This is a genomic window from Nocardiopsis rhodophaea (assembly GCF_039530945.1).
GTDB lineage: Bacteria > Actinomycetota > Actinomycetes > Streptosporangiales > Streptosporangiaceae > Nocardiopsis_C > Nocardiopsis_C rhodophaea.
Genome location: NZ_BAAAPC010000001.1, coordinates 392,370 through 412,610, shown reverse-complemented (window position 1 = coordinate 412,610; position 20,241 = coordinate 392,370). Strand labels below are relative to the sequence as shown.

General features: G+C 67.6%; 17 protein-coding genes, 1 tRNA gene and 1 pseudogene. 10 read left to right on the top strand and 9 right to left on the bottom strand.

The annotated features are described in order from the left end of the window. From ABD259_RS01875 to ABD259_RS01860, 4 genes and pseudogenes are all read left to right on the top strand, one after another. Positions 1–219: pseudogene (locus tag ABD259_RS01875) on the top strand (ABC transporter permease); the annotation flags it as partial. Between the two features lie 824 nt (positions 220–1,043). After that, positions 1,044–1,787 carry a hypothetical protein gene (locus ABD259_RS01870; protein WP_344159705.1) on the top strand — a complete coding sequence of 248 codons (744 nt, stop codon included), beginning with the start codon at positions 1,044–1,046 and terminating at the stop codon, positions 1,785–1,787. A 78-nt stretch (positions 1,788–1,865) separates the two neighbouring features. Next, positions 1,866–2,840 (top strand): aldo/keto reductase, encoded by a 975-nt coding sequence (locus ABD259_RS01865; protein WP_344159702.1) that lies wholly within the window; start codon positions 1,866–1,868, stop codon positions 2,838–2,840. Positions 2,841–2,865: 25 nt separating this feature from the next. After that, positions 2,866–3,504, top strand: coding sequence for an NAD(P)-dependent oxidoreductase (locus tag ABD259_RS01860; RefSeq protein ID WP_344159700.1), 639 nt, complete (start codon positions 2,866–2,868; stop codon positions 3,502–3,504). Positions 3,505–3,605: 101 nt separating this feature from the next. Here the strand turns inward: ABD259_RS01860 and ABD259_RS01855 are convergent. The 9 genes from ABD259_RS01855 to dnaA form a co-directional block, all read right to left on the bottom strand. Next, positions 3,606–3,679: transfer RNA gene (locus ABD259_RS01855), tRNA-Ile, on the bottom strand. Positions 3,680–3,840: 161 nt separating this feature from the next. Beyond that, positions 3,841–4,725: a DUF3566 domain-containing protein gene (locus tag ABD259_RS01850; RefSeq protein WP_344159697.1), complete on the bottom strand. Its 885-nt coding sequence runs from the start codon at positions 4,723–4,725 to the stop codon at positions 3,841–3,843. Between the two features lie 156 nt (positions 4,726–4,881). Next, positions 4,882–7,461 carry a DNA gyrase subunit A gene (gyrA, locus tag ABD259_RS01845; protein ID WP_344159693.1) on the bottom strand — a complete coding sequence of 860 codons (2,580 nt, stop codon included), beginning with the start codon at positions 7,459–7,461 and terminating at the stop codon, positions 4,882–4,884. A gap of 59 nt (positions 7,462–7,520) precedes the next feature. Continuing rightward, a complete protein-coding gene (gene gyrB, locus ABD259_RS01840; protein ID WP_344159690.1) occupies positions 7,521–9,458 on the bottom strand; it encodes a DNA topoisomerase (ATP-hydrolyzing) subunit B in 1,938 nt (645 codons plus the stop codon). A 301-nt stretch (positions 9,459–9,759) separates the two neighbouring features. Next, positions 9,760–10,218: a DciA family protein gene (locus tag ABD259_RS01835; protein WP_344108820.1), complete on the bottom strand. Its 459-nt coding sequence runs from the start codon at positions 10,216–10,218 to the stop codon at positions 9,760–9,762. Positions 10,219–10,252: 34 nt separating this feature from the next. Beyond that, a complete protein-coding gene (gene recF, locus ABD259_RS01830) occupies positions 10,253–11,386 on the bottom strand; it encodes a DNA replication/repair protein RecF (protein ID WP_344108782.1) in 1,134 nt (377 codons plus the stop codon). 163 nt (positions 11,387–11,549) lie between these two features. Further along, positions 11,550–12,455 carry a phosphogluconate dehydrogenase (NAD(+)-dependent, decarboxylating) gene (gnd, locus tag ABD259_RS01825; protein ID WP_344159688.1) on the bottom strand — a complete coding sequence of 302 codons (906 nt, stop codon included), beginning with the start codon at positions 12,453–12,455 and terminating at the stop codon, positions 11,550–11,552. Positions 12,456–12,516: 61 nt separating this feature from the next. After that, the gene (dnaN, locus tag ABD259_RS01820; protein ID WP_344159685.1) at positions 12,517–13,656 is read right to left on the bottom strand and encodes a DNA polymerase III subunit beta; all 1,140 of its coding nucleotides are present in this window, start codon (positions 13,654–13,656) and stop codon (positions 12,517–12,519) included. Positions 13,657–14,231: 575 nt separating this feature from the next. Further along, complete coding sequence (gene dnaA, locus ABD259_RS01815) at positions 14,232–15,932, bottom strand: chromosomal replication initiator protein DnaA (protein WP_344108788.1); 1,701 nt, start codon at positions 15,930–15,932, stop codon at positions 14,232–14,234. Between the two features lie 834 nt (positions 15,933–16,766). Between dnaA and rpmH the strand changes: the two genes are divergently transcribed. The 6 genes from rpmH (at position 16,767) to rsmG (ending at position 20,190) form a co-directional block, all read left to right on the top strand. Continuing rightward, complete coding sequence (gene rpmH / locus ABD259_RS01810; RefSeq protein ID WP_017620600.1) at positions 16,767–16,910, top strand: 50S ribosomal protein L34; 144 nt, start codon at positions 16,767–16,769, stop codon at positions 16,908–16,910. Between the two features lie 82 nt (positions 16,911–16,992). Continuing rightward, the gene (gene rnpA / locus ABD259_RS01805; protein ID WP_412759480.1) at positions 16,993–17,373 is read left to right on the top strand and encodes a ribonuclease P protein component; all 381 of its coding nucleotides are present in this window, start codon (positions 16,993–16,995) and stop codon (positions 17,371–17,373) included. Continuing rightward, complete coding sequence (yidD, locus tag ABD259_RS01800; RefSeq protein ID WP_344108790.1) at positions 17,360–17,677, top strand: membrane protein insertion efficiency factor YidD; 318 nt, start codon at positions 17,360–17,362, stop codon at positions 17,675–17,677. Before rnpA ends, yidD begins: the two co-directional genes overlap by 14 nt. A gap of 28 nt (positions 17,678–17,705) precedes the next feature. Beyond that, a complete protein-coding gene (yidC, locus tag ABD259_RS01795) occupies positions 17,706–18,638 on the top strand; it encodes a membrane protein insertase YidC (RefSeq protein WP_344108792.1) in 933 nt (310 codons plus the stop codon). Between the two features lie 185 nt (positions 18,639–18,823). Further along, complete coding sequence (locus tag ABD259_RS01790; protein WP_344108822.1) at positions 18,824–19,300, top strand: Jag family protein; 477 nt, start codon at positions 18,824–18,826, stop codon at positions 19,298–19,300. A gap of 179 nt (positions 19,301–19,479) precedes the next feature. After that, positions 19,480–20,190, top strand: coding sequence for a 16S rRNA (guanine(527)-N(7))-methyltransferase RsmG (gene rsmG / locus ABD259_RS01785; RefSeq protein ID WP_344108795.1), 711 nt, complete (start codon positions 19,480–19,482; stop codon positions 20,188–20,190). Positions 20,191–20,241: the final 51 nt, after the last annotated feature.

Below are 20,241 nucleotides of genomic sequence, written 5' to 3'. Positions count from 1 at the left end.
ACCTTCGGGAGCAACGTCTACGTCGACCCGGTGACGATGCCCGGGTGGCTCCAGGCGTTCGTGAGCGTCAATCCCGTGAGCCACCTGGCCGCCGCCACCCGTGGACTCATGTCCGGAACCGTCACCAGCGGGCAGATCACTCTCGTGCTCGTCGAGGCGGCCGTCCTCCTGGCGGTCTTAGGCCCTCTTACCATGTACCGGTACCGCGTGAGGTCCTGAGCCGGGAGACCCTGACCCGGTCCTGGGCTACGGGGGCCTCGAGCTTCATCCGGCCACCACGCCCTCGACTCGGGTGTGCGCGCAATGGCGCCGCTGCGGCAACGTATCGCGGTAATCCCAACGACGTCCACTCGGCATCAATTTGAGAGCTTCATCTCCTGATGTCCGTTTCAAAGACGTTGGGGTCACGCCATTGGATCAGAGCCGCCGTCACAGGAGTCCTGTTACCGCATGTGAAGATCAAGTGCGAACTTCCAGGCCGGGCATTTGATTGACCAGTATCGGCCAACGGTGCCCCCTGGAGCGCCAGAAAGCGGATTCACAGGAGAATCAAACCCGCGACCTGCGGATATCGCTCCAAGAAATGATCAACAATCCGACCATCACCATCGGTGCAATACTCAACACATTGATAGACTCGCGCAGTAGATTCCGAAGTCTCACCACCAAGGCCTGGCCGAAGGGCCTCACTCCGCACTTTCCAGCACCCCCAAGAAAATTCACCATCTCACCATGCCCGAACCCGCATGGTGCCATTCGATATCCACACATTCGAACAGACACCATGAATCGGGCCGACCGGGTCGGCCATTTATCCCCAACACCAGAGATGACGGGAATAAATGAGGGATAGATGCGTCGCACCGAGGGACGGTGCCAGGAGAGAGGAAAAGTGCGACCGAACTCCGAAGGAAGGCGTACAGATCTGCAGCCTGTGCCATGAACGCCTCCTGAACACCCTGAACGAGATCCCGGATCTGTACGCGGCCTGCGACGCACTCCTGGCCCCACGGCAGGCGCCGTTGATGGGGGAAAGGGTCAGCGTGAGCCTGACGCCGGGTCTCCCCATCAACGAGGCTGCGGCGACCGCCAAGACCGACCTCCTCAGCATGATGGCCACCTGGATGATGGCCACCTGGGCGGGGATGATGATCGATGAGTTCGGCCTGCGGGGCCCGAACCGTCGGGACGTCACCCGACTCACCGCTTTCCTCCGCTCACACCTGGACCTGATCCTGTCGCACCCGGCAGCGGGCTACTTCGTCGAGGAGATCCTGTCAGCAGCTGAGACGGCCCGAAGGGTTGCGCGGGGAGGAGGCTCCAGGGAGATACCCCTGGGAGCCTGTGTCCACGACGGCTGCGCCAGCCCCGTGGTCGCCCGAGTCAGCCAGGACAGGTCTCCCGCGCGCATCATGTGCGAAGTCGGGCACACCTGGTCCGCACAGGAGTGGCTACTCCTGACCCACGAGCTCCGGAACGGAAGCGGCGAGGTCCGATGGCCGACGACACGAGGCAACCGCACTGAGGCCGCCCCGCGGGAACAGGAGCCCGTCTACCGCACACTGCCCACCGACCTGGCGGCACTGGCCGCCGGTGTGTCTCCGGCGACGATCCGGAAGTGGGCCAGCCGCGGCAAGCTGACGCGTTTGGGTACCCGGAGTCGTGCGGAGTACCACGTGTGCGAGGTCATGAGGATCGCGGCGGACGGCGCCGCGCCGAGACATCACGTCGGCCCATGTTCTTGTGTGTCGCATGGGTCCGGTCCGACCCGCACACAGCGTCCGTGAGGTCGACAGCGGGCCCCTCACGGCTCAGGCGACCGACGCCCCTGACCCACGTAACCACTGACGAGGACGAGGAGAAATATGCGCTATCGACTGCTCGGACGGACCGGTTTGCGCGTTTCCGAGGTGTTCCTCGGATCACTAGGGTTCGGTGAGGAGGGGGGCGGTGTTCCCCTGACCGAGGCGAAGCGCATCCTGGATATGTACTCCGATGCCGGTGGAAACGTTATCGACACAGCCATCAACTACGGTGGTGGCGCCAGCGAGTCCGACCTGGGGGAACTTCTGTCAGGGCGTCGTGACCGATTTGTCCTGGGCACGAAGTACGCGTGGACCCGCGACGGGACCGACCCCAACGCCGCAGGCAATCATCGGAAGAACCTCGTGCGCTCGCTTGAGACCAGCCTGCGCCGACTCCGCACCGACTACATCGACCTGTACTGGGTCCACATCTGGGATCCCCTCACACCGGTCGAGGAGACCGTCCGCGCTCTCAATGACGCGGTCCGCTCGGGCAAGGTCCTCCACGTCGGTTTCTCGGACACCCCCGCATGGGTGGTCTCCCAGGCCGCCACCCTCGCCGCTCAACGCGGCTTGGAGGCTCCCGCGGCCGTTCAGGCGCCGTACAACGTCGTCCAGCGCGACATCGAACGCGAGATCCTCCCCATGGCGGAGTCCCACGGACTCACAGTGGCCTCGTGGGGCCCGCTGGCGAAGGGTGCCATGGCTGGCCGACGCGCCTTGGAGACGCTGAACGCCACCGAGCGACAGGCGGCGGAGACAGTGGCCACCGTCGCCAAGGAAGTGGGCGCGACTCCCGCCCAGGTGGCACTGGCCTGGACCCGGTCCCGTCACCGGCTGATCCACCCGATCGTGGGTGCAAGCAGCAGCGATCAGCTTCGAGAGCTTCTGGGAGGTGTCGACCTCGTCCTCCCCGACGAAGCCGTCGCCCGCCTCGACGCGGCATCAGACTTCACGCTCGGCTTCCCGAGCAGCTTCATCACGCAGGCCGCTCCGGTGTACGGCGAATCGTTCTCCCGCGTCGACCCTTCCTGACACCGGTCATCGAAAAGGAACAAAGATGAGGATCACGGTCTTCGGAGCGACCGGGAGGACGGGAGTCCACACTGTTCGACGCGCCCTCGACCGTGGGCACGAGGTCACCGCGGTGGTGCGGGCCTCCTCCCGGTTACCCCTCGACCACCCGAATCTGGAGGTCGCCACCGCCAACATCACCTCCGCCGACTCCCTGTCCCCCGTACTGGAGGGAAGGGACGCGGTCGTGTCCGCGCTCGGCGCGCGGGGAAACAAGGGCTCGGGCATCGTCTCGGAGGCCACCGACGCGATTATGGCCGCGATGAGGGCATCCAGAGTCACGAGGCTCATGGTGGTGAGCGCGGCGCCGGTCGGACCCACGCCCGAAGGGGAGAGCCTGTTCATCCGCTCGGTCATCACTCCGCTGGTAAGGAAGGCTCTGGCTCCGCAGTACGCGGACCTGGCGGTGATGGAGCGAGCCGTCATCGGCTCCGAACACCTGAAATGGACGGTCGTTCGGCCGCCGCGTCTGCTGGACGGAGACGGCACGGGCTCCTACCGCAAGGCCCTCGGGTCGAACGTGGCCCGGGGCGGCACCATCAAACGAGCCGACCTCGCTCGCGCTCTCATCGACATGCTCGACGACTCGGAAAGCCTCAACCAGGTGGTGGGGGTGGCCAACTGATCGGGTGGGGCCACCGGCACCACCCGCCTCCCGGGCGATCTCACGCAGCGACGACCAGCAAAAAAGCCCCTACGCGACGACCGCATAGGGGCTATGAAGTGTGGGCGTACCAGGACTTGAACCTGGGGCCTCATCCTTATCAGGGATGCGCTCTAACCGACTGAGCTATACGCCCTCGCTTCGGTGGAACTCTACCGTATCCGGCGGGCCGGATCGAACGAGATCACCTGGGCAGTGGAAGAAGGGGCGCGGGAGACCGCGTCCCTCTTCGGTTTTTAGTTTACCGCGTCGCGATGGGTGCTCGGGCCGGGCCGGGGCGCGGCCCGAGCGCTTGGGTTACTCGGATTCGGTGAGGGTGATGTCGATGCCGCCGACGAGGTCGGCCGAGAGGTTGTAGAGCATCGCGCCGACCGTGGACAGGGCCGTGATGAGGATGATGTTCAGCGCGCCGATCAGGCCGGTGTAGCCGAGGACGCGGGCCGGGGAGAACCAGCTGGCGGGGTTCAGCATGGGTTCTTCGCCCTCGCCGCTGTCCGCGAGCTGGGAGAGCAGGGTCGTCATGGCGTCGAAGACGCCGAGGGTGGACAGGATCGCGTAGGTCACGGCGACCGCGACGAAGAGGATGATGAAGCACACGAGGGAGATGACGAAGCTGAACTTCATCACCGACCAGGGTTCGATCCTGCTGACCGCCAGGTGAGCCTTGCGGCTGGACGCGGTCGCTTTGACCGCGGTCGGTCCTTCCTGCAGTGCCGACATTGGCACACCCCCCTGCTGGGAATCGGTCTCCACCGGAGTTTCGGCTACCGGGTTGGTTGCGGTGTCCGCCGGGTTAACGTCGGAGTCATCGGCCGAGGTGGTCGAGGTTGTCGATTCGGCCGGTGTGGTCGGGTTGTTCGAGGTCGTCGAAGCGACGGTGGCGTCGCCGTCCGCTGGGGCGTCGCTGGCCGCGCCGTTGTCCGTGCCCTCGGGGGCCGCGTGCTCGTCGGCGTCGGTGTCCGTGCCTCTGCGCGACTCCGCCCCCGTGTCGGTGGACGCGTTGGCGTCGGGCGCGTCATCGGCTTCGGCGGCCGGGGCCGGGGCGGCCTCCGGAGCCGTGCCCGTGGCCGCGGCCGGTTCGGTGGCCTCGTCGGCCGATTGTGTCGCGCCCTCGTCGTCGACCTTGGCGTCGGTCGCTTCCGGAGCAGCGGATTCCCGTTGAGCGTTGTCAGACTTAGCCACGTTACCGCTGGACTTTCCATGTGACGGGTGAAAACCGGGTCAAGGGGGTAGCGGGCCGGGCGGGCACTCGGCGGCGACCAGCCCAGACGGGGTGCGGAGGGCGGCCTTCGACCGTGCCCTCCGCACCTTCCATCTCATCATGCTTGATCGCCGGCGCTACGCCTCGGGGTTCTCGGAAGTGTCCTCGGCGGCGCCCTCGGCAATCGCGGTGTCGGCCGGTTCCACGTCGGGCTCCGGCTCCTCGTCCGCCTCGGCGTTGCGGGCGATCGCCACGACGTGGTTCCCCTTGTCGAGGTTCATCAGGCGGACGCCCATGGTGGCGCGGCCGGACTGCTTGATCTCCGAGCTCCGCGTGCGGATGACACCGCCGTTGGAGGTGATCGCGAAGACCTCGTCCTCCTCCGGCGAGACCATGAGCGCGCCGACGAGCTTGCCGCGCGCCTCGACGACCTTGGCCGTCAGCACGCCCTTACCGCCGCGGTTCTGGGTCGGGTACTGGTCGGACGGTGTGCGCTTGGCGTAGCCGCCCTCCGTGGCGACGAGGACGTCGGCGGGGCCGTCGCTCTCGCGGATGACGTCCATGCTCAGCAGGTAGTCGCCCTCCAGGAAGCGCATCCCGATGACGCCGCTGGTGGCGCGCCCCATCGGGCGCAGCGACTCGTCGGAGGCGGAGAACCGGATGGCCTGGGCGTCGCTGCTGATCAGCAGCAGGTCGTCGGTCGGGAAGACCAGACGGGCCGCGATTAGCTCGTCGCCTTCGCGCAGGTTGATCGCGATGATGCCGGCCGACCGCGAGGAGTCGAAGTCTTCGAGCCGGGACTTCTTCACCAGTCCCTCGCGCGTGGCCAGCACGAGGTACGGCGCGGCCTGGTAGTCGCGCAGCGCCATGACCTGCGCGATCTCTTCGTCGGGCTGGAACTCCATCAGGTTGGCGACGTGCTGGCCGCGCGCGTCGCGGGCCGCCTCCGGAAGCTCGTAGGCCTTCGCCCGGTACACCCGGCCCTTGTTCGTGAAGAACAGGATCCAGTTGTGCGTGGTCGTGACGAAGAAGTGCTGGACGATGTCGTCCTGCTTGAGCTGGGCGCCGCGTACGCCCTTGCCGCCGCGCTTCTGCGCCCGGTAGTTGTCCATCCGGGTCCGCTTGGCGTAGCCGCCGCGGCTGATGGTGACGACGACGTCCTCTTCGGCGATGAAGTCTTCCATACGCATGTCACCCTCGAACGGGATGATGTGCGTACGGCGCTCGTCACCGTACTTCTCGACGATCTCGCGCAGCTCGGTGCTGACGATGCTCCGCTGCCGCTCGGGCGACCGCAGGATGTCGTTGTAGTCCTCGATCTGCGCCATGAGCTCGTTGTACTCGTCGGTGAGCTGGCGGGCCTCCAGGGCGGCCAGCTTGCGCAGCTGCATGTCGAGGATGGCCCGCGCCTGGACGTCGTCGATGTCCAGCAGCTCGATGAGGCCGCTCTTGGCCTCGTCGGCCGAGGCGCTGGCGCGGATCAGCGCGATGACCTCGTCGATGCGCTCGATGGCCTTGAGCAGGGCGCGCAGGATGTGCGCCCGCTCCTCGGCCTTGCGCAGCAGGTAGCGCGTGCGCCGGACGATGACCTCGATCTGGTGCTCGACCCACAGGCGGATGAGCTGGTCGAGCCGGAGCGTCCGGGGCACCCCGTCGACCAGGGCGAGCATGTTGGCGCCGAACGTCTCCTGCAGCTGCGTGTGCTTGTACAGGTTGTTCAGCACGACCTTGGCGACGGCGTCGCGCTTGAGGACGATGACGAGCCGCTGGCCGGTGCGCCCGCTGCTCTCGTCCTTCACGTCGGCGATGCCGGTGACCTTGCCGTCCTTGACCAGCTCGGCGATCTTCAGCGCGAGGTTGTCGGGGTTGACCTGGTAGGGCAGTTCGGTGACGACGAGGGTCTGGCGCCCGCGGCTGTCCTCCTCGACCTCGACCACGGCGCGCATCGTGATGGAGCCGCGCCCGGTGCGGTAGGCCTCCTCGATGCCCCGGCGTCCCACGATCAGCCCGTTGGTGGGGAAGTCAGGGCCCTTGATGCGCTCGAGCAGCGCTTCGAGTAGTTCCTCGTCGGAGGCGTCGGGGTTCCGCAGGAACCAGTCAACACCGTCGGCGACCTCGCGCAGGTTGTGCGGCGGGATGTTGGTCGCCATGCCGACCGCGATCCCCGCCGAGCCGTTGACCAGCAGGTTGGGGAAGCGCGCCGGCAGCACCACCGGTTCGCTGGAGCGGCCGTCGTAGTTGGGCCGGAAGTCGACGGTCTCTTTGTCGATATCCCGCAGCATCTCCATGGCCAGCGGCGCGAGCTTGCACTCGGTGTACCGCATGGCCGCGGCGGGGTCGTTGCCCGGCGAGCCGAAGTTGCCGTTGCCGTCGACCAGCGGCATCCGCATGGACCACCGCTGGGCGAGCCGCACCAGGGTGTCGTAGATCGCGCTGTCGCCGTGGGGGTGGTAGTTACCCATGACGTCGCCGACGACGCGGGCGCACTTGAAGTAGCCGCGGTCCGGCCGGTATCCGCCGTCGTACATGGCGTAGAGCACGCGCTGGTGCACCGGCTTGAGGCCGTCGCGGACGTCGGGCAGGGCGCGGCCGACGATGACCGACATCGCGTAGTCGAGATAGCTGCGCTGCATCTCGACCTGGATGTCGACGGGCTCTACCCGGTGGGCCACCGCGCCGGCGTCCTCTGGGGCTTCGGGAGTGTTCGCATCGGCCACTGGCTCAAATGTTCCTTTGCTGGTGGGTCGTTCGCTGCCGAGAGAAAACGAACGCGAGGTCAGATGTCGAGGAAGCGGACGTCGCGGGCGTTGCGCTGGATGAAGGAGCGCCGGGACTCGACGTCCTCACCCATGAGCACACTGAACATCTCGTCGGCCTGCGCCGCGTCGTCGAGGGTGACCTGGAGCAGCACGCGCCGTGCCGGGTCCATGGTGGTGTCCCACAGCTCGTTGGCGTTCATCTCGCCCAGACCCTTGAAGCGCTGCACGAGGTCGCGCGGGCGCGGGTCCTTCTTCCCGGCCGCCAGTCCCGCGGCGATGAGTTCGTCGCGCTCCCGGTCGGTGTAGGCGTAGTCGGCGTCGGACCCGCGCTGGTCCCACTTGATCTTGTAGAGGGGAGGCTGGGCCAGGTACACGTAGCCGGCCTCGATGAGCGGCTTCATGAACCGGAACAGGAGGGTGAGCAGCAGGGTGCGGATGTGCTGGCCGTCGACGTCGGCGTCGGCCATCAGGATGATCTTGTGGTACCGCAGCTTCTCGATGTCGAACTCGTCGTGGATCCCGGTGCCCATGGCGGTGATGATCGCCTGGACCTCGTTGTTCTTCAGGATCCGGTCGATGCGCGACTTCTCGACGTTGAGGATCTTGCCGCGGATCGGCAGGATCGCCTGGTAGTGCGGGTCGCGACCGCCCTTGGCCGAGCCGCCGGCGGAGTCACCCTCGACGATGTAGACCTCGGACTTCTCCGGCTCGGTGGACTGGCAGTCCGACAGCTTGCCGGGCAGAGAGGTCGACTCCAGCAGCGTCTTGCGCCGCGTCAGGTCGCGGGCCTGGCGGGCGGCGACCCGGGCGCGCGCGGCCTGGTTGGCCTTGGTGACGATGTCCTTGGCCTCGCCGGGGTTGCGCTCGAACCAGTCGCGCAGGTGCTCGTTGGTCACCCGCTGGACGAACGACTTGGCCTCGGTGTTGCCCAGCTTGGTCTTGGTCTGGCCCTCGAACTGCGGGTCGGCCAGCTTCACCGAGATGATCGCCGTGAGGCCCTCCCGGATGTCGTCGCCGGTGAGGTTGTCCTCCTTCTCCCGCAGCAGCCTCTGGTCGCGGGCGTAGCGGTTGACGATCGAGGTGAGCGCCGCGCGGAAGCCCTCCTCGTGGGTGCCGCCCTCGGCCGTGTTGATGGTGTTGGCGAAGGTGTGCACCGAGGAGGTGTAGGACTGGTTCCACTGCATGGCGATCTCGACCGAGATTCCCTCGCCCTCCTCCTCGAAGGAGATGATCGAGGCGTGCGCGGGGTCCTTGGCGGCGTTGATGTGCCGCACGAAGTCGGCCAGGCCGTCCTCGTAGTGGTAGGTGTGGACGACCGGGGCGTCGCCGGTGAACTCCGGGCGCTCGTCGCGGAGGGTGATGGACAGCCCCTTGTTCAGGAAGGCCGTCTCCTGCATCCTGCGCGCGAGCGTCTCGAAGTTGTAGGTGGTCGTCTCGAAGATCGAGTCGTCGGCCCAGAAGGTGATCTGGGTGCCGGTCTCCTCGGTCGCCTCGTCCTTGGACAGGTCGGCGGTGGGGCGGGTGAGCTCGTACCGCTGGCGCCAGACGTGGCCGTCGCACCGGATCTCCACCTCTAGCCGGCTGGACAGGGCGTTGACCACGGAGACGCCGACGCCGTGCAGACCACCGGAGACCGCGTAGGCCTTGTCGTCGAACTTGCCGCCGGCGTGGAGGGTGGTGAGGACCAGCTCGACGGCGGGACGCTGCTCCACCGGGTGGAGGCCGACCGGGATGCCGCGGCCGTTGTCGGTGACGCGCACGCCGCCGTCGGCCATGAGTGTGACCTCGATCGCGTCGGCGTGGCCGGCGAGGGCCTCGTCCACCGAGTTGTCGACCACCTCGTAGACCAGGTGGTGCAGACCCCGCTCACCGGTGGAACCGATGTACATGCCGGGGCGTTTACGTACCGCCTCGAGCCCTTCAAGAACTGTGATCGCTGAAGCGTCGTAGGCCAAGTGGAAACACCCTCCTGCTAGGGACGCGATGAGGACGGTCGGAGCGAGGACACGGTGACCCCGGGGAGAGGCGCGCCGACAGGCAGGACCTCGCGCCGGACACCGCTCACAAGCCCCAATTCCGGCCACCCACTCTTGGGGCGAGCTTTACCGGCGGAAGCGTCCGAAGAACTTGTCCCATGATACCTCGCGCGCGACAGGAAAGTGGCATCCGCGGCGCTGTGCCGCATCAGAACGCGCGAACGGGAAGGGACGCGACTCCCCACACACGGGAGCCCTCGTCATCAGTTCCGCGAGGCGTTCAGTGCCCGTTGCGGGACCGACCCCGTCCTCGACCGGGTCCTTGCACCTTGATGGTGTGCACCGTCCCGTCGCCGAGCTCCTCGTTCAGGCGGCGCAGGAGGTCGCGGACCATGGCGCGGGCGTGCACGGCCATGGTCGGCGAGTCCGCGGCGATCACCAGCTCGCCGCCCTCATACGACACCGGGCGCAGGTGCTGGGCGTTGAACTCGCCGACGATGTCCGCCCAGCGGCCGAACACGCCACCGATCGCCACCTGCTCCTGCCAGCCGTGCTCCACCAGCCAGGCACGCACGGCCTCGCCGAAGGGCTGCGGCTCGTTGCGCGAGCGCAGCCGCCCGCGTCGCGTCCGGCGCGGCCGCCCCGTCGGCGCGGCGCCCCGCTCCTTGGCCGCGGCCCTCGCCTGGGCGAGCGCCTGCCGGGCCAGGTCGGCCCCGCTCGGCGCGCGCTCCCCGTCCACAGACTGTGGATGGACATCCTCGTGGCCGGCACTGTCACTCACGTTCCACCGCTCCGTCCCCCACCCGGAATCGGGCTCCCTGAAGCTCCTCGGGGATGTCCTCTGGAACCGCCGCGCTGACGAGCACCTGTTCGGCGTGGCGAACATGCTCGGCCAGCCGGCGCCGCCGCTCGGAGTCGAGCTCGGCGAAGACGTCGTCGAGGATCAGCACCGGGTCGTCGCCGTCGGCCCGCAGCAGTTCGAAGGCCGACAGCCGCAGCGCGAGCGCGTACGACCACGACTCCCCCTGGCTCGCGTAGCCCTTGGCAGGCAGGTCGTCGAGGTTCAGCAGCAGGTCGTCGCGGTGGGGGCCGACGAGGCTGACGCCGCGCTGGAGCTCGGAGGTCCGGGCCTCGGCCAGCGCCGACCGCAGCAGGTCGGCCAGGCGCCCGCGGTCGGTCGGCGGAGGCGGATCATCGGGCGCCGCGGAGCACCGGTAGTGCAGCACCGGCGGGCCGCCCGAGGTGGTGAGCTCGCTGTAGGCCTTGGCGACCAGCGGCTGGAGCTCGGCCACCAGGGCCAGCCGGGCGGCGAGCAGCTCGGCACCGGCCTCGGCCAGGTGCTCGTTCCACACATCGAGCGTGGACAGATCGGGCTCGGAGCGCTGCTTGAAGAATTGGGCCGACGCCGACTTGAGCAGGGCGTTGCGCTGCTTGAGCACGCGGTCGTAATCGGACCGAACCCCGGCCAGCCGGGGGGCGCGGGCGACGAGGAGATCGTCGAGGTAGCGGCGGCGCTCGCCGGGATCGCCCTTGACAAGGGCGAGGTCCTCGGGGGCGAACAGTACGGTGCGCAGCACGCCGAGGATGTCGCGGGGGCGGGTGGCGGGGGAGCGGTTGAGTCGGGCCCGGTTCGCCTTACCAGGGTTGATCTCCAGCTCGATGACGGCCTGGCGGTCGTCCTTCACCACGGCCGCGCGCACGATGGCGCGGTCAGCGCCCTTCCGCACCAGCGGGGCGTCGGTGGCCACGCGGTGGCTGCCGAGGCTGGCGACGTAGCCGATCGCCTCGACGAGGTTGGTCTTGCCCTGGCCGTTGGGGCCGACGAACGTCGTGACGCCGGGGCCGAGCTCCAGGTGCGCTGATTCGTAGGACCGGTAGTCGGCCAGTTGCAGGTGCGAAACGTACATCTGGCCTCTTTCTCCTCGTCCGTTCCAATCGCCCCATACCCCGGTGTTTCACGTGAAACATGAGGTCGGCCGCGGCGAGAACCGCTGCCCGCTGAGGTTCCGACGGGCCCCGGGAGCGCCCACGCGAGGCGGAGCCCAGCCCGGGGCGTTGGTCACCGGCCGGCTAGGAGCGGGGGGTCCGCGCGGGGTCGTCGGTGGTCTTGGCCACGGCGTGGCCCCCGAACTGGTTGCGCAGTGCCGCGATGACCTTCATCGCGGGGCTGTCCTCCTGCCGGGAAGCGAACCGGGCGAACAGCGCCGAACTGATCACGGGTGCCGGGACGGCGTGGTCGACGGCCGCCTGCACGGTCCACCGGCCCTCGCCGGAGTCCTGCGCGTAGCCGCGCAGCTCCTCAAGCTCGGGGTCCCCCTTCAGCGCCCGGACCAGCAGGTCCAGCAGCCAGGACCGGACCACGGTGCCCTCGCGCCAGCTGTCGAAGGTGCCCGGGACGTCGTCCACGATATCGGAGGCGGCCATGAGCTCGTAGCCTTCGGCGAAGGCCTGCATCATGCCGTACTCGATGCCGTTGTGCACCATCTTGACGAAGTGCCCGGCACCCACCCCGCCCGCGTGCACGAAGCCGCCGCCGGTGTCGGGGACGAGCGCGTCGAAGATCGGCCTGGCGCGGTCCACGTCTTCGGCGGCGCCGCCGACCATGATCCCGTAACCGTTCTCCCGGCCCCACACGCCACCGCTCACACCGGCGTCGACGTAGGAGACGCCCGACTGCTTCAGGATGTCGGCGCGCTTGCGGTCGTCCACATAGTGGGAGTTGCCGCCCTCGATGATGAGGTCACCGGCGTCCAACAGGTCGGACAGCTTCTCGATGGCGGCGGAGGTCGCCTCGCCCGCCGGGACCATCAGCCAGACGACGCGCGGCGCGTCCAGGCGCCCGACCAGCTCCTCCAGGCTCGCGACGTCGCGCAGCTCGGGGTTGAAGTCGAAGCCGACGACGTCGTGGCCCTTGTCGCGGAGCCGCGCCGCCATGTTGCCGCCCATTTTGCCGAGGCCGACCATACCAAGTTGCATTCGTGATCCCCCTGAACCACCTGTGGATATGTCGCTACTACCGGCGTCCCTCCGCTGGAGGTCAGCTGGACAGACGGACCGGCATGATCAGGTACCGGTAGTCGGAGGCGGGCGCGTCGTCGACCGGCTTGCCGGTGATGATCGCGGGCTTGGTCGACGTCGTGAACTGCAGCCGTGCGACGTCGGAGTCGATGGCGTTGAGGCCGTCGATCAGGAACGCCGAGTTGAATGCAATCTGGATGTCCTCGCCCTCCAGAACGGCGTCGAGGGCCTCGACGGCCTGGGCCTCGTCGCCGGTTCCGGCCTCCAGGACCAGCCGGCCCTCGCTGAAGTCGAGCCGCAGGGGGGTGTTGCGCTCGGCAACCAGCGAAACGCGCTTGACGGCCTCCAGGAACTCCGACTTCTGCACCTCGGCGACGGTGTCGAAGGAGTCCGGGAGGAGCGCGCGGTACTTGGGGAATTCGCCGTCGAGCAGTCGCGTGGTGGTGCGGCGGCCGCCGCCCTCGAAGCCGATCATGCCCTCGCCGGTGTCGGCGCCGGACAGTGCGATCGCCACCTCCGCGCCGCTGGTCAGCGATTTGGCGGTGTCGTGGAGCGTCTTGGCGGGGACGAGCGCGACCGCGGACAGCTCCGGGTTCTCCGGCTTCCAGGTGAGCTCGCGGACGGCGAGGCGGTAGCGGTCGGTGGACGCGAGCGTGACGGTGTCGCCCTCGATCTCGACCCGCACACCGGTGAGCATCGGCAGGGTGTCGTCGCGGCCCGCGGCGACGGCGACCTGGCTGACCGCGGCGGCGAACGCGTCGCTGCCGATGGAACCGGTGAGCCCCGGCATCTCCGGGAGGGTCGGGTAGTCCTCCACAGGCAGGGTGAGAAGGGTGAACTTCGCGCTGCCGCACGCCACCACGACCTTGGCGCCGTCGGTGCTGATCTCCACCGTCTGTGGAGGCAGGTTGCGGGTGATCTCGGCGAGGAGGCGCCCGGAGACCAGAACAGTCCCCGGTTCCTCGATGTCGATCTCCACCGAGACCTGGGCCGAGACCTCGTAGTCGAAGGAGGAGAGCTTCAGACGCTGCCCACTCTCGCCCTCGCTCGCGTCCAGCAGCATCCCCGCCAGGACGGGGACCGACGGCCGGACCGGCAGGCTACGGGCGGTCCAGGCGACTGCGTCGGCCAGTACGTCGCGTTCGACCCGGAACTTCACTATCCGACTCGCTTTCCTCGAAACCTAGGGGACCCCCTGTGGAGAGCACGCCAGAGGGGACGGCTTCACACGGTACCCGTACTCGACCGTTCTCGGTGCCTGCAACACCTCATCGGACCGGACTCGCCTCGATGCCGGGCGGGGTCGTCGAGCGGCCCGGCGCTTGTCCACAGATCTGGGGGAAACCTGATGAAGAAGCCACGTGGGGTCTATAGGTAGGCGTCGTAGTAATAGGGGCTGTGGATACTGTGGATAAGCAGTATCAGCGCAGGTCGATGGCGATTTTTTATCCACCGCGCTTGGGGACGACGGGTGGGGATAACTCGGCGCGCTGTGGACAGGGATCGGCATTCCACACGTTGTCCACGGGTTGTCCACTGCTTATCCACCGGTTATCCACCGGCTACCCACAACGCCCGGGGATAGGTCATCCCATGGTCGGTCGCGTTGCCCACAAGCCGCCCACAGCTTGCCCACAGGATCGGCGCTCTTGTCCCCAGGGTTATCCACCGGTTATCCACAGAAAATGACGGTCCTCTGGGGACAACTCGGTGGGAGCGCCGCGAAAATCGGGGTCAGATATTCCGCGACTGCTGCTTGATCCGGTTGGTGAGTTCCGTGACCTGGTTGTAGATCGAGCGGCGTTCGGCCATAAGGGACCGAATCTTGCGGTCGGCGTGCATGACCGTGGTGTGGTCGCGGCCGCCGAACTGCTGGCCGATCTTGGGCAGGGACAGGTCGGTGAGCTCGCGGCACAGGTACATCGCGATCTGCCGTGCGGTGACCAGGACCCGCGAGCGCGAGGTTCCGCACAGATCATCGACGCTGGTGCCGAAGTAGTCGGCGATCTCGGCCTTGATGGCCGCGGCCGTGATCTCCGGCCCCTCGTCGTCGGGGATGAGGTCCTTGAGGACGATTCCGGTCAGGTGCAGGTCGACCGACTGCCGGTTGAGGCTGGCGAAGGCGGTCACCCGGATGAGCGCGCCCTCCAGCTCGCGGATGTTGGTCGAGATCTTGCTGGCGATGAACTCCAGCACCTCCGGCGGCGCCGCCAGGCGCTCCTGGGCCGCCTTCTTGCGGAGGATGGCGATCCGCGTCTCCAGCTCCGGCGGCTGGACGTCGGTGATCAGACCCCACTCGAACCGGTTGCGCAGCCGGTCCTCCAGCGTGATCAGCTGCTTGGGCGGCCGGTCACTGGAGATGACGATCTGCTTGTCGGAGTTGTGCAGGGTGTTGAAGGTGTGGAAGAACTCCTCCTGGGTCTGCTCCTTGTTCTCCAGGAACTGGATGTCGTCGACCAGCAGGACGTCGATGTCGCGGTAGCGGCGGCGGAAGCCGTCGGCCTTGCCGTCGCGGATGGAGTTGATGAACTCGTTGGTGAACTCCTCCGAGCTCACGTAGCGCACCCGCGCGCCGTCGTAGAGGCGCTGGGTGTAGTGGCCGATCGCGTGCAGCAGGTGGGTCTTGCCCAGCCCGGAGCCGCCGTAGATGAACAGCGGGTTATAGGCCTTGGCGGGCGCCTCGGCCACGGCGACCGCGGCGGCGTGCGCGAAGCGGTTGCTGGAACCGATGACGAACGTGTCGAAGGTGTACTTCGGGTTCAGCCGCGCGGGTTCACCCGACGACGGCGCCTGCCCATCGGCCCCGTCCGCGGCGTCGGCGCTCCCGGGGGCCTCCGGCTGGATGCCGCTGCTCCCCGCCGGCTGGTCCTCGGCGGGGACGTCGGCGGGGGCGGGCGTGGGAGGGGCGGCCGGGGTCTCCCAGCGGTTGGGCGCGTGCGGGTCCTCGCCCTGGTCGGGGTGGGCGGCGCCGCGGTCTCCATAGGGCTGTGGATAGCCGGCGGGCTCCTGTGCGGCCTGCGGCGCGTACTGGGGGGCCGCGGGTTCGTCGAAGGGGGCGGGCTGCGGTGCCGCCGGTCGGGTGAACGGACCGCCGGGAAGCGGGTCCTGGGTCGCCGGCGGTGCCGGAACGTCCCGGGGGACGGTCGGCGTGGTGGGCGGTGCGGGCTGCACGGCAGTGGGATCGACGGTGACCGCCACCCGGATCTCACGCCCCAACGCCGCGGAAAGTGCCTGGCTGATGGCCGGGCGCAGCCGGGTTTCCAGGACCTCCTTGGCGAACTCGTTCGGCGCGGCCAGCAACGCGGTGTCCTCGATCAGCCCGAGTGGCCGGGTTTGCGGGAGCCACGCCCGCTGCTGCGGGGGAAGCGTGCTGTTGTCGAGGCTGTCCAGCACGCTCGACCACACCATTGGGAGGTTGACCTGTGCCTCAGACACGGTGACCTGCCATGGTTCGTCCCCTTTTCACCTGGTCTTCTACTTCTCCTGACACACCCGAGCGAGACTGCCCCGGACGCACCATTGTCCCCGTTGCTCGGACCCTCACGGGACGGGGGCATCTCCTCCGTTACCAAGAGTGGCCTGTGGGTAACCAAGGGGCCAACTGTGGATTGGCTGTGTACGGCCGACGCCACGTTCGCGGCGAGGTCTGTTCCGCTGCTCGGCGGGAGTTCCACAGCTTTCGCGGATGATCCACAGGTTGTGCACAGCGTTATGCACAGCCTCTCAGATGTCCGACTGTGCGGGTGAGTTATCCACAATCCGCAGTTCAGCCCAGAGTCGAGCTGGGGGTAACGGGGGCAAATCCACAGGTCGGGGCGGAGAGCACGGCGGGTTGTCCACCTCCCACGTTATCCACAGACCGGGGTGGTGTGTGGGAAGCCCACCGGCTGTGGAGAACCCGTTGTCCACAGACCCGGATTTCTGTGGACAGAGTCGGCGCGCCCCGGATTCCCGAGGTCTGTAGTTGCGCTGCGTAGCGGTGGCCGGGGCCGCCGCTACGGGTAGAGTCGGACGCGGTACGGGAGGGGCGTCGCCCCTGGTGGCTCGCGGAGTCGATTTGACCGGTGCGGGTTCAGCCCGTATGTTCTTTATGCTTGAGTCGCTATCCGTCTGCGGTCCGTGTTGTCCGGATCCAGCGACATGGCGGCGCGAGCGGGCGATGTTCTCTGCCTCGAACGTCCCCGCGACGTCGACCAAGCTCAGACATCAGGGTCCCGCTCGCGTGGGGCCTGCCCGTAGTACTTCCATAGACGCCCCTGGAGTCCAGCAGTGAGCAAGCGTACGTTCCAGCCGAACAACCGGCGCCGCGCGAAGGTCCATGGTTTCCGCCTGCGCATGCGCACTCGCGCCGGCCGCGCGATCATCGCTGCGCGCCGGAACAAGGGGCGCGCCCGGCTGACCGTGAGCCAGTAGTCGACACGAGTCGATCGTCTCCCGAAGGACCGGTTCGCCCACCCGGCAGCCGGTCCTCTTCGTGTGTTCAAGGACCGAACCGATGTTGTCGCCTTCCAACCGTATGCGGCACAGCGCCGAGTTCGGCCTTGTCATGCGCAAGGGACGACGCGCCGGCCGCCAGGCGCTCGGCGTGGTCTACCTCGCGCCGCCGTCGGACAGCGCCGCTGGGGAGGAACCGCCCAGGGTGGGTTTCGTCGTCAGCAAGGCGGTCGGTGGAGCCGTCGTCCGCAAGCGCGTGCAACGGCGGCTGCGCCATCTGATGCGGGATCGGATCGGTCACCTGCCCGGGGGTAGCCTGCTAGTAGTGCGGGCCAAACCCGTGGCCGCATCCCTTGGATACGACGCCTTGGCCGCACAGCTCGATAGCGCACTGAACGCGGTGACGCGTCCCCGGGAGAAGCGGCTCCATGAGCGACGGTAGACGAGATGTCGTGGCGCGGGTGCTGATCCTGCCCATCCGGGGCTATCAGCGGTTCATCAGCCCATTGTTCCCTCCGGTCTGCCGTTTCTATCCGTCCTGCAGCGCATACGCGGTCGAGGCGCTGCGAGAGCATGGTGCGGCGCGTGGGATCTGGCTGACCGTGAGGAGAATCGGCCGCTGCCACCCCTTCCACCCGGGCGGGCTCGACCCCGTTCCACCGGGTCGGAGCGCGCACGTCCACGAAGTGGACAACGCGGGCCGCGGGACCGGCGGCGACGCGGAACCCGGCTCAACGGGCCTGTAGCTAAGCGAAGGAAAAGGGGAGTTGGCCGGTGCTGGACTGGCTTTACAACATCGTCGGCTGGGTGCTGATCCAGATCCACGCGGGTCTGACGTTCCTGGGGCTGAATCCGGACAGCGGCTGGGCGTGGGGTCTCTCCATCGTCCTGCTGACCGTCCTGATGCGTGTGATCATGGTGCCGCTGTTCGTGAAGCAGATGCACACGCAGCGCAAGATGCAGGACATGCAGCCGCAGATGATGAAGGTGCGGGAGCGCTACAAGCACGACAAGCAGCGCCAGCAGCAAGAGATGATGAAGCTCTACCAGGAGAGCGGCACCAACCCCGTCATGGGCTGCCTCCCGCTGCTGCTGCAGATGCCCGTCTTCTTCTCCCTGTTCAGCGTGTTGCGCAGCGTCGCCGAGGGGAACGCGCGCTACGGCTTCACCGAACACCTGGTGCACAGCGCCCAGGGCGCGATGATCTTCCACGCCCCGCTGGCCGCGCAGTTCACCAGCACCACCGCCGAGCTGAACCAGTACGGCGCCGACCCGGTGATGGCGAAGGTCGTCATCGCCATCGCCTGTGTCGTCATGGGGACGACGACCTTCCTGACCATGCGGCAGAGCATCAAGCGGAGTACGGCGCAGATGCCGGACAACCCGATGATGCAGTCGCAGAAGATCATGATGTACCTGGCTCCGGCGTTCGGCCTCTTTGGTCTGGCGATGCCGATCGGTGTGTTGATCTACTGGGTCACCTCGAACGTCTGGACCATGGGCCAGCAGCACTTCCTCTACAAGAAGCACCCGGCCGGCGCCCCCGCGACCGCCGCCAGCGACGGCAGCGCGAACGGCTCCGCGAAAGGCCTGTTCGGAAAGCGCACTGAGTCCGAGCCTCAGCCGGTCGAACAGCCTAAGATCGAGCGTAAGCAGCCGAAGAAGAAGTCGCGGGCGAAGCGCGGTGGCGGGAACCCGCGGAAATAGGGTCATCGACGGCATCGGTGGCGCGCAGGCGTATCAGGCCCTCGACGCGCGTCCCCGGCCAACCGGGATGTGAAGGAGACAGCTCGCTCGTGAGCAACAGCAAGAGCAACACAGCCAACGCCGAGGACACCGGCGGCAGTGTCGCGGTCGCGGACGCGCCAGAGCCGGAGGAGCGGGACGACACGATGGAGCCCGCTATCGATATCGAGGAGCTGGAGCGCGAAGGCGATATCGCGGCGGACTACATCGAAGGCCTGCTCGACATCGCCGACTTCGATGGCGACATCGACATGGACGTCGAAGGCGACCGCGCGATGGTCTCCGTCGTGGGAGCCACCCTCGACGAACTCATCGGCGACAAGGGTGAGGTCCTGGAGGCCATGCAGGAGCTGACGCGGCTGGCGGTGCACCGCACCACCGGACACCGCAGCCGGCTGATGCTGGACATCGGCGGGTACCGCGAGGGCCGCCGCAAGGCGCTCACTCGTATCGGCAAGGAGGCCGTTGAAGAGGTGAAGCGGACCGGTGAGATCAAGCCGCTGGCGCCGATGAGCCCCTTCGAGCGCAAGGTGGTGCACGACGCCGTCGCGGCGGCGGGGCTGCACAGCGAATCGGAGGGCGAGGAGCCCAACCGGTACGTCGTCATTCACCCTGTGGACTAGTCGCTGGCGGCGTCCCACGCCGAGGTTTCACGTGAAACTTCAGCGCCCCTCACGCGTAGGATCGTGGGGGGCGCTTTGTATTGCTCACTTCCCCCCCATTCCCTGCATTCAGCCGTCACGGCGACAGGTCGACATCTCGACCTGGAGATCAATCGATGAAAAGACCAAGGTGGTGACTCATGACCTCGGGTGCTGACACTGCACCGCCTGCGGAGGCGAGTGCTCTGTTCGGTGGCGCCCTGCCTGTGGTCACGCGTTACGCGGAACTGCTCGCGAGCGCCGGGGTGGAGCGCGGGCTGATCGGCCCGCGCGAGGTACCGCGGCTCTGGGAACGGCACTTGATGAACTGCGCGGTGGTCGAGGAGCTGATTCCGCAGGGCGCGGAGGTCATCGACATCGGTTCCGGTGCGGGGCTGCCGGGTATCGTGCTGGCGATCCTCCGCCCGGATCTCCGAGTGGTTCTGCTCGAACCCCTCCTGCGTCGCACCGTGTTCCTGCGCGAGTGTGTGGAGCTGCTGGGACTGGAGAACGCCACCGTACGCCGGGGTCGGGCCGAAGACGCCAAGGGTGAGCTGGAGGCCGACTTCATCACCGCCCGCGCGGTGGCTCCTCTGACACGGCTGGGCGGCTGGGCGCTGCCGCTGCTGCGTCAGGGAGGGAGCCTCCTCGCTCTCAAGGGGGAGCAGGCAGAGACCGAACTAGAAGAGGCGCGCGCGGATTTGATGAAACAACGCCCCTGCGTCGCCGATGTGATTCGGGTGGGGAGCGGTAAAGTCGATCCCGCTACCACGGTCGTTCGTGTCACTGTCACGTCCAAGAGCGACCAGCCCGCTCCGCCCCGGCAGCACCGTGCGTCGGGCGGTAGGAAAAAGCGCGGACGGAAGAGGTGAACTCATTCGTGCCCCACAACCAGTCCGACGGCCCCCATGTTTCACGTGAAA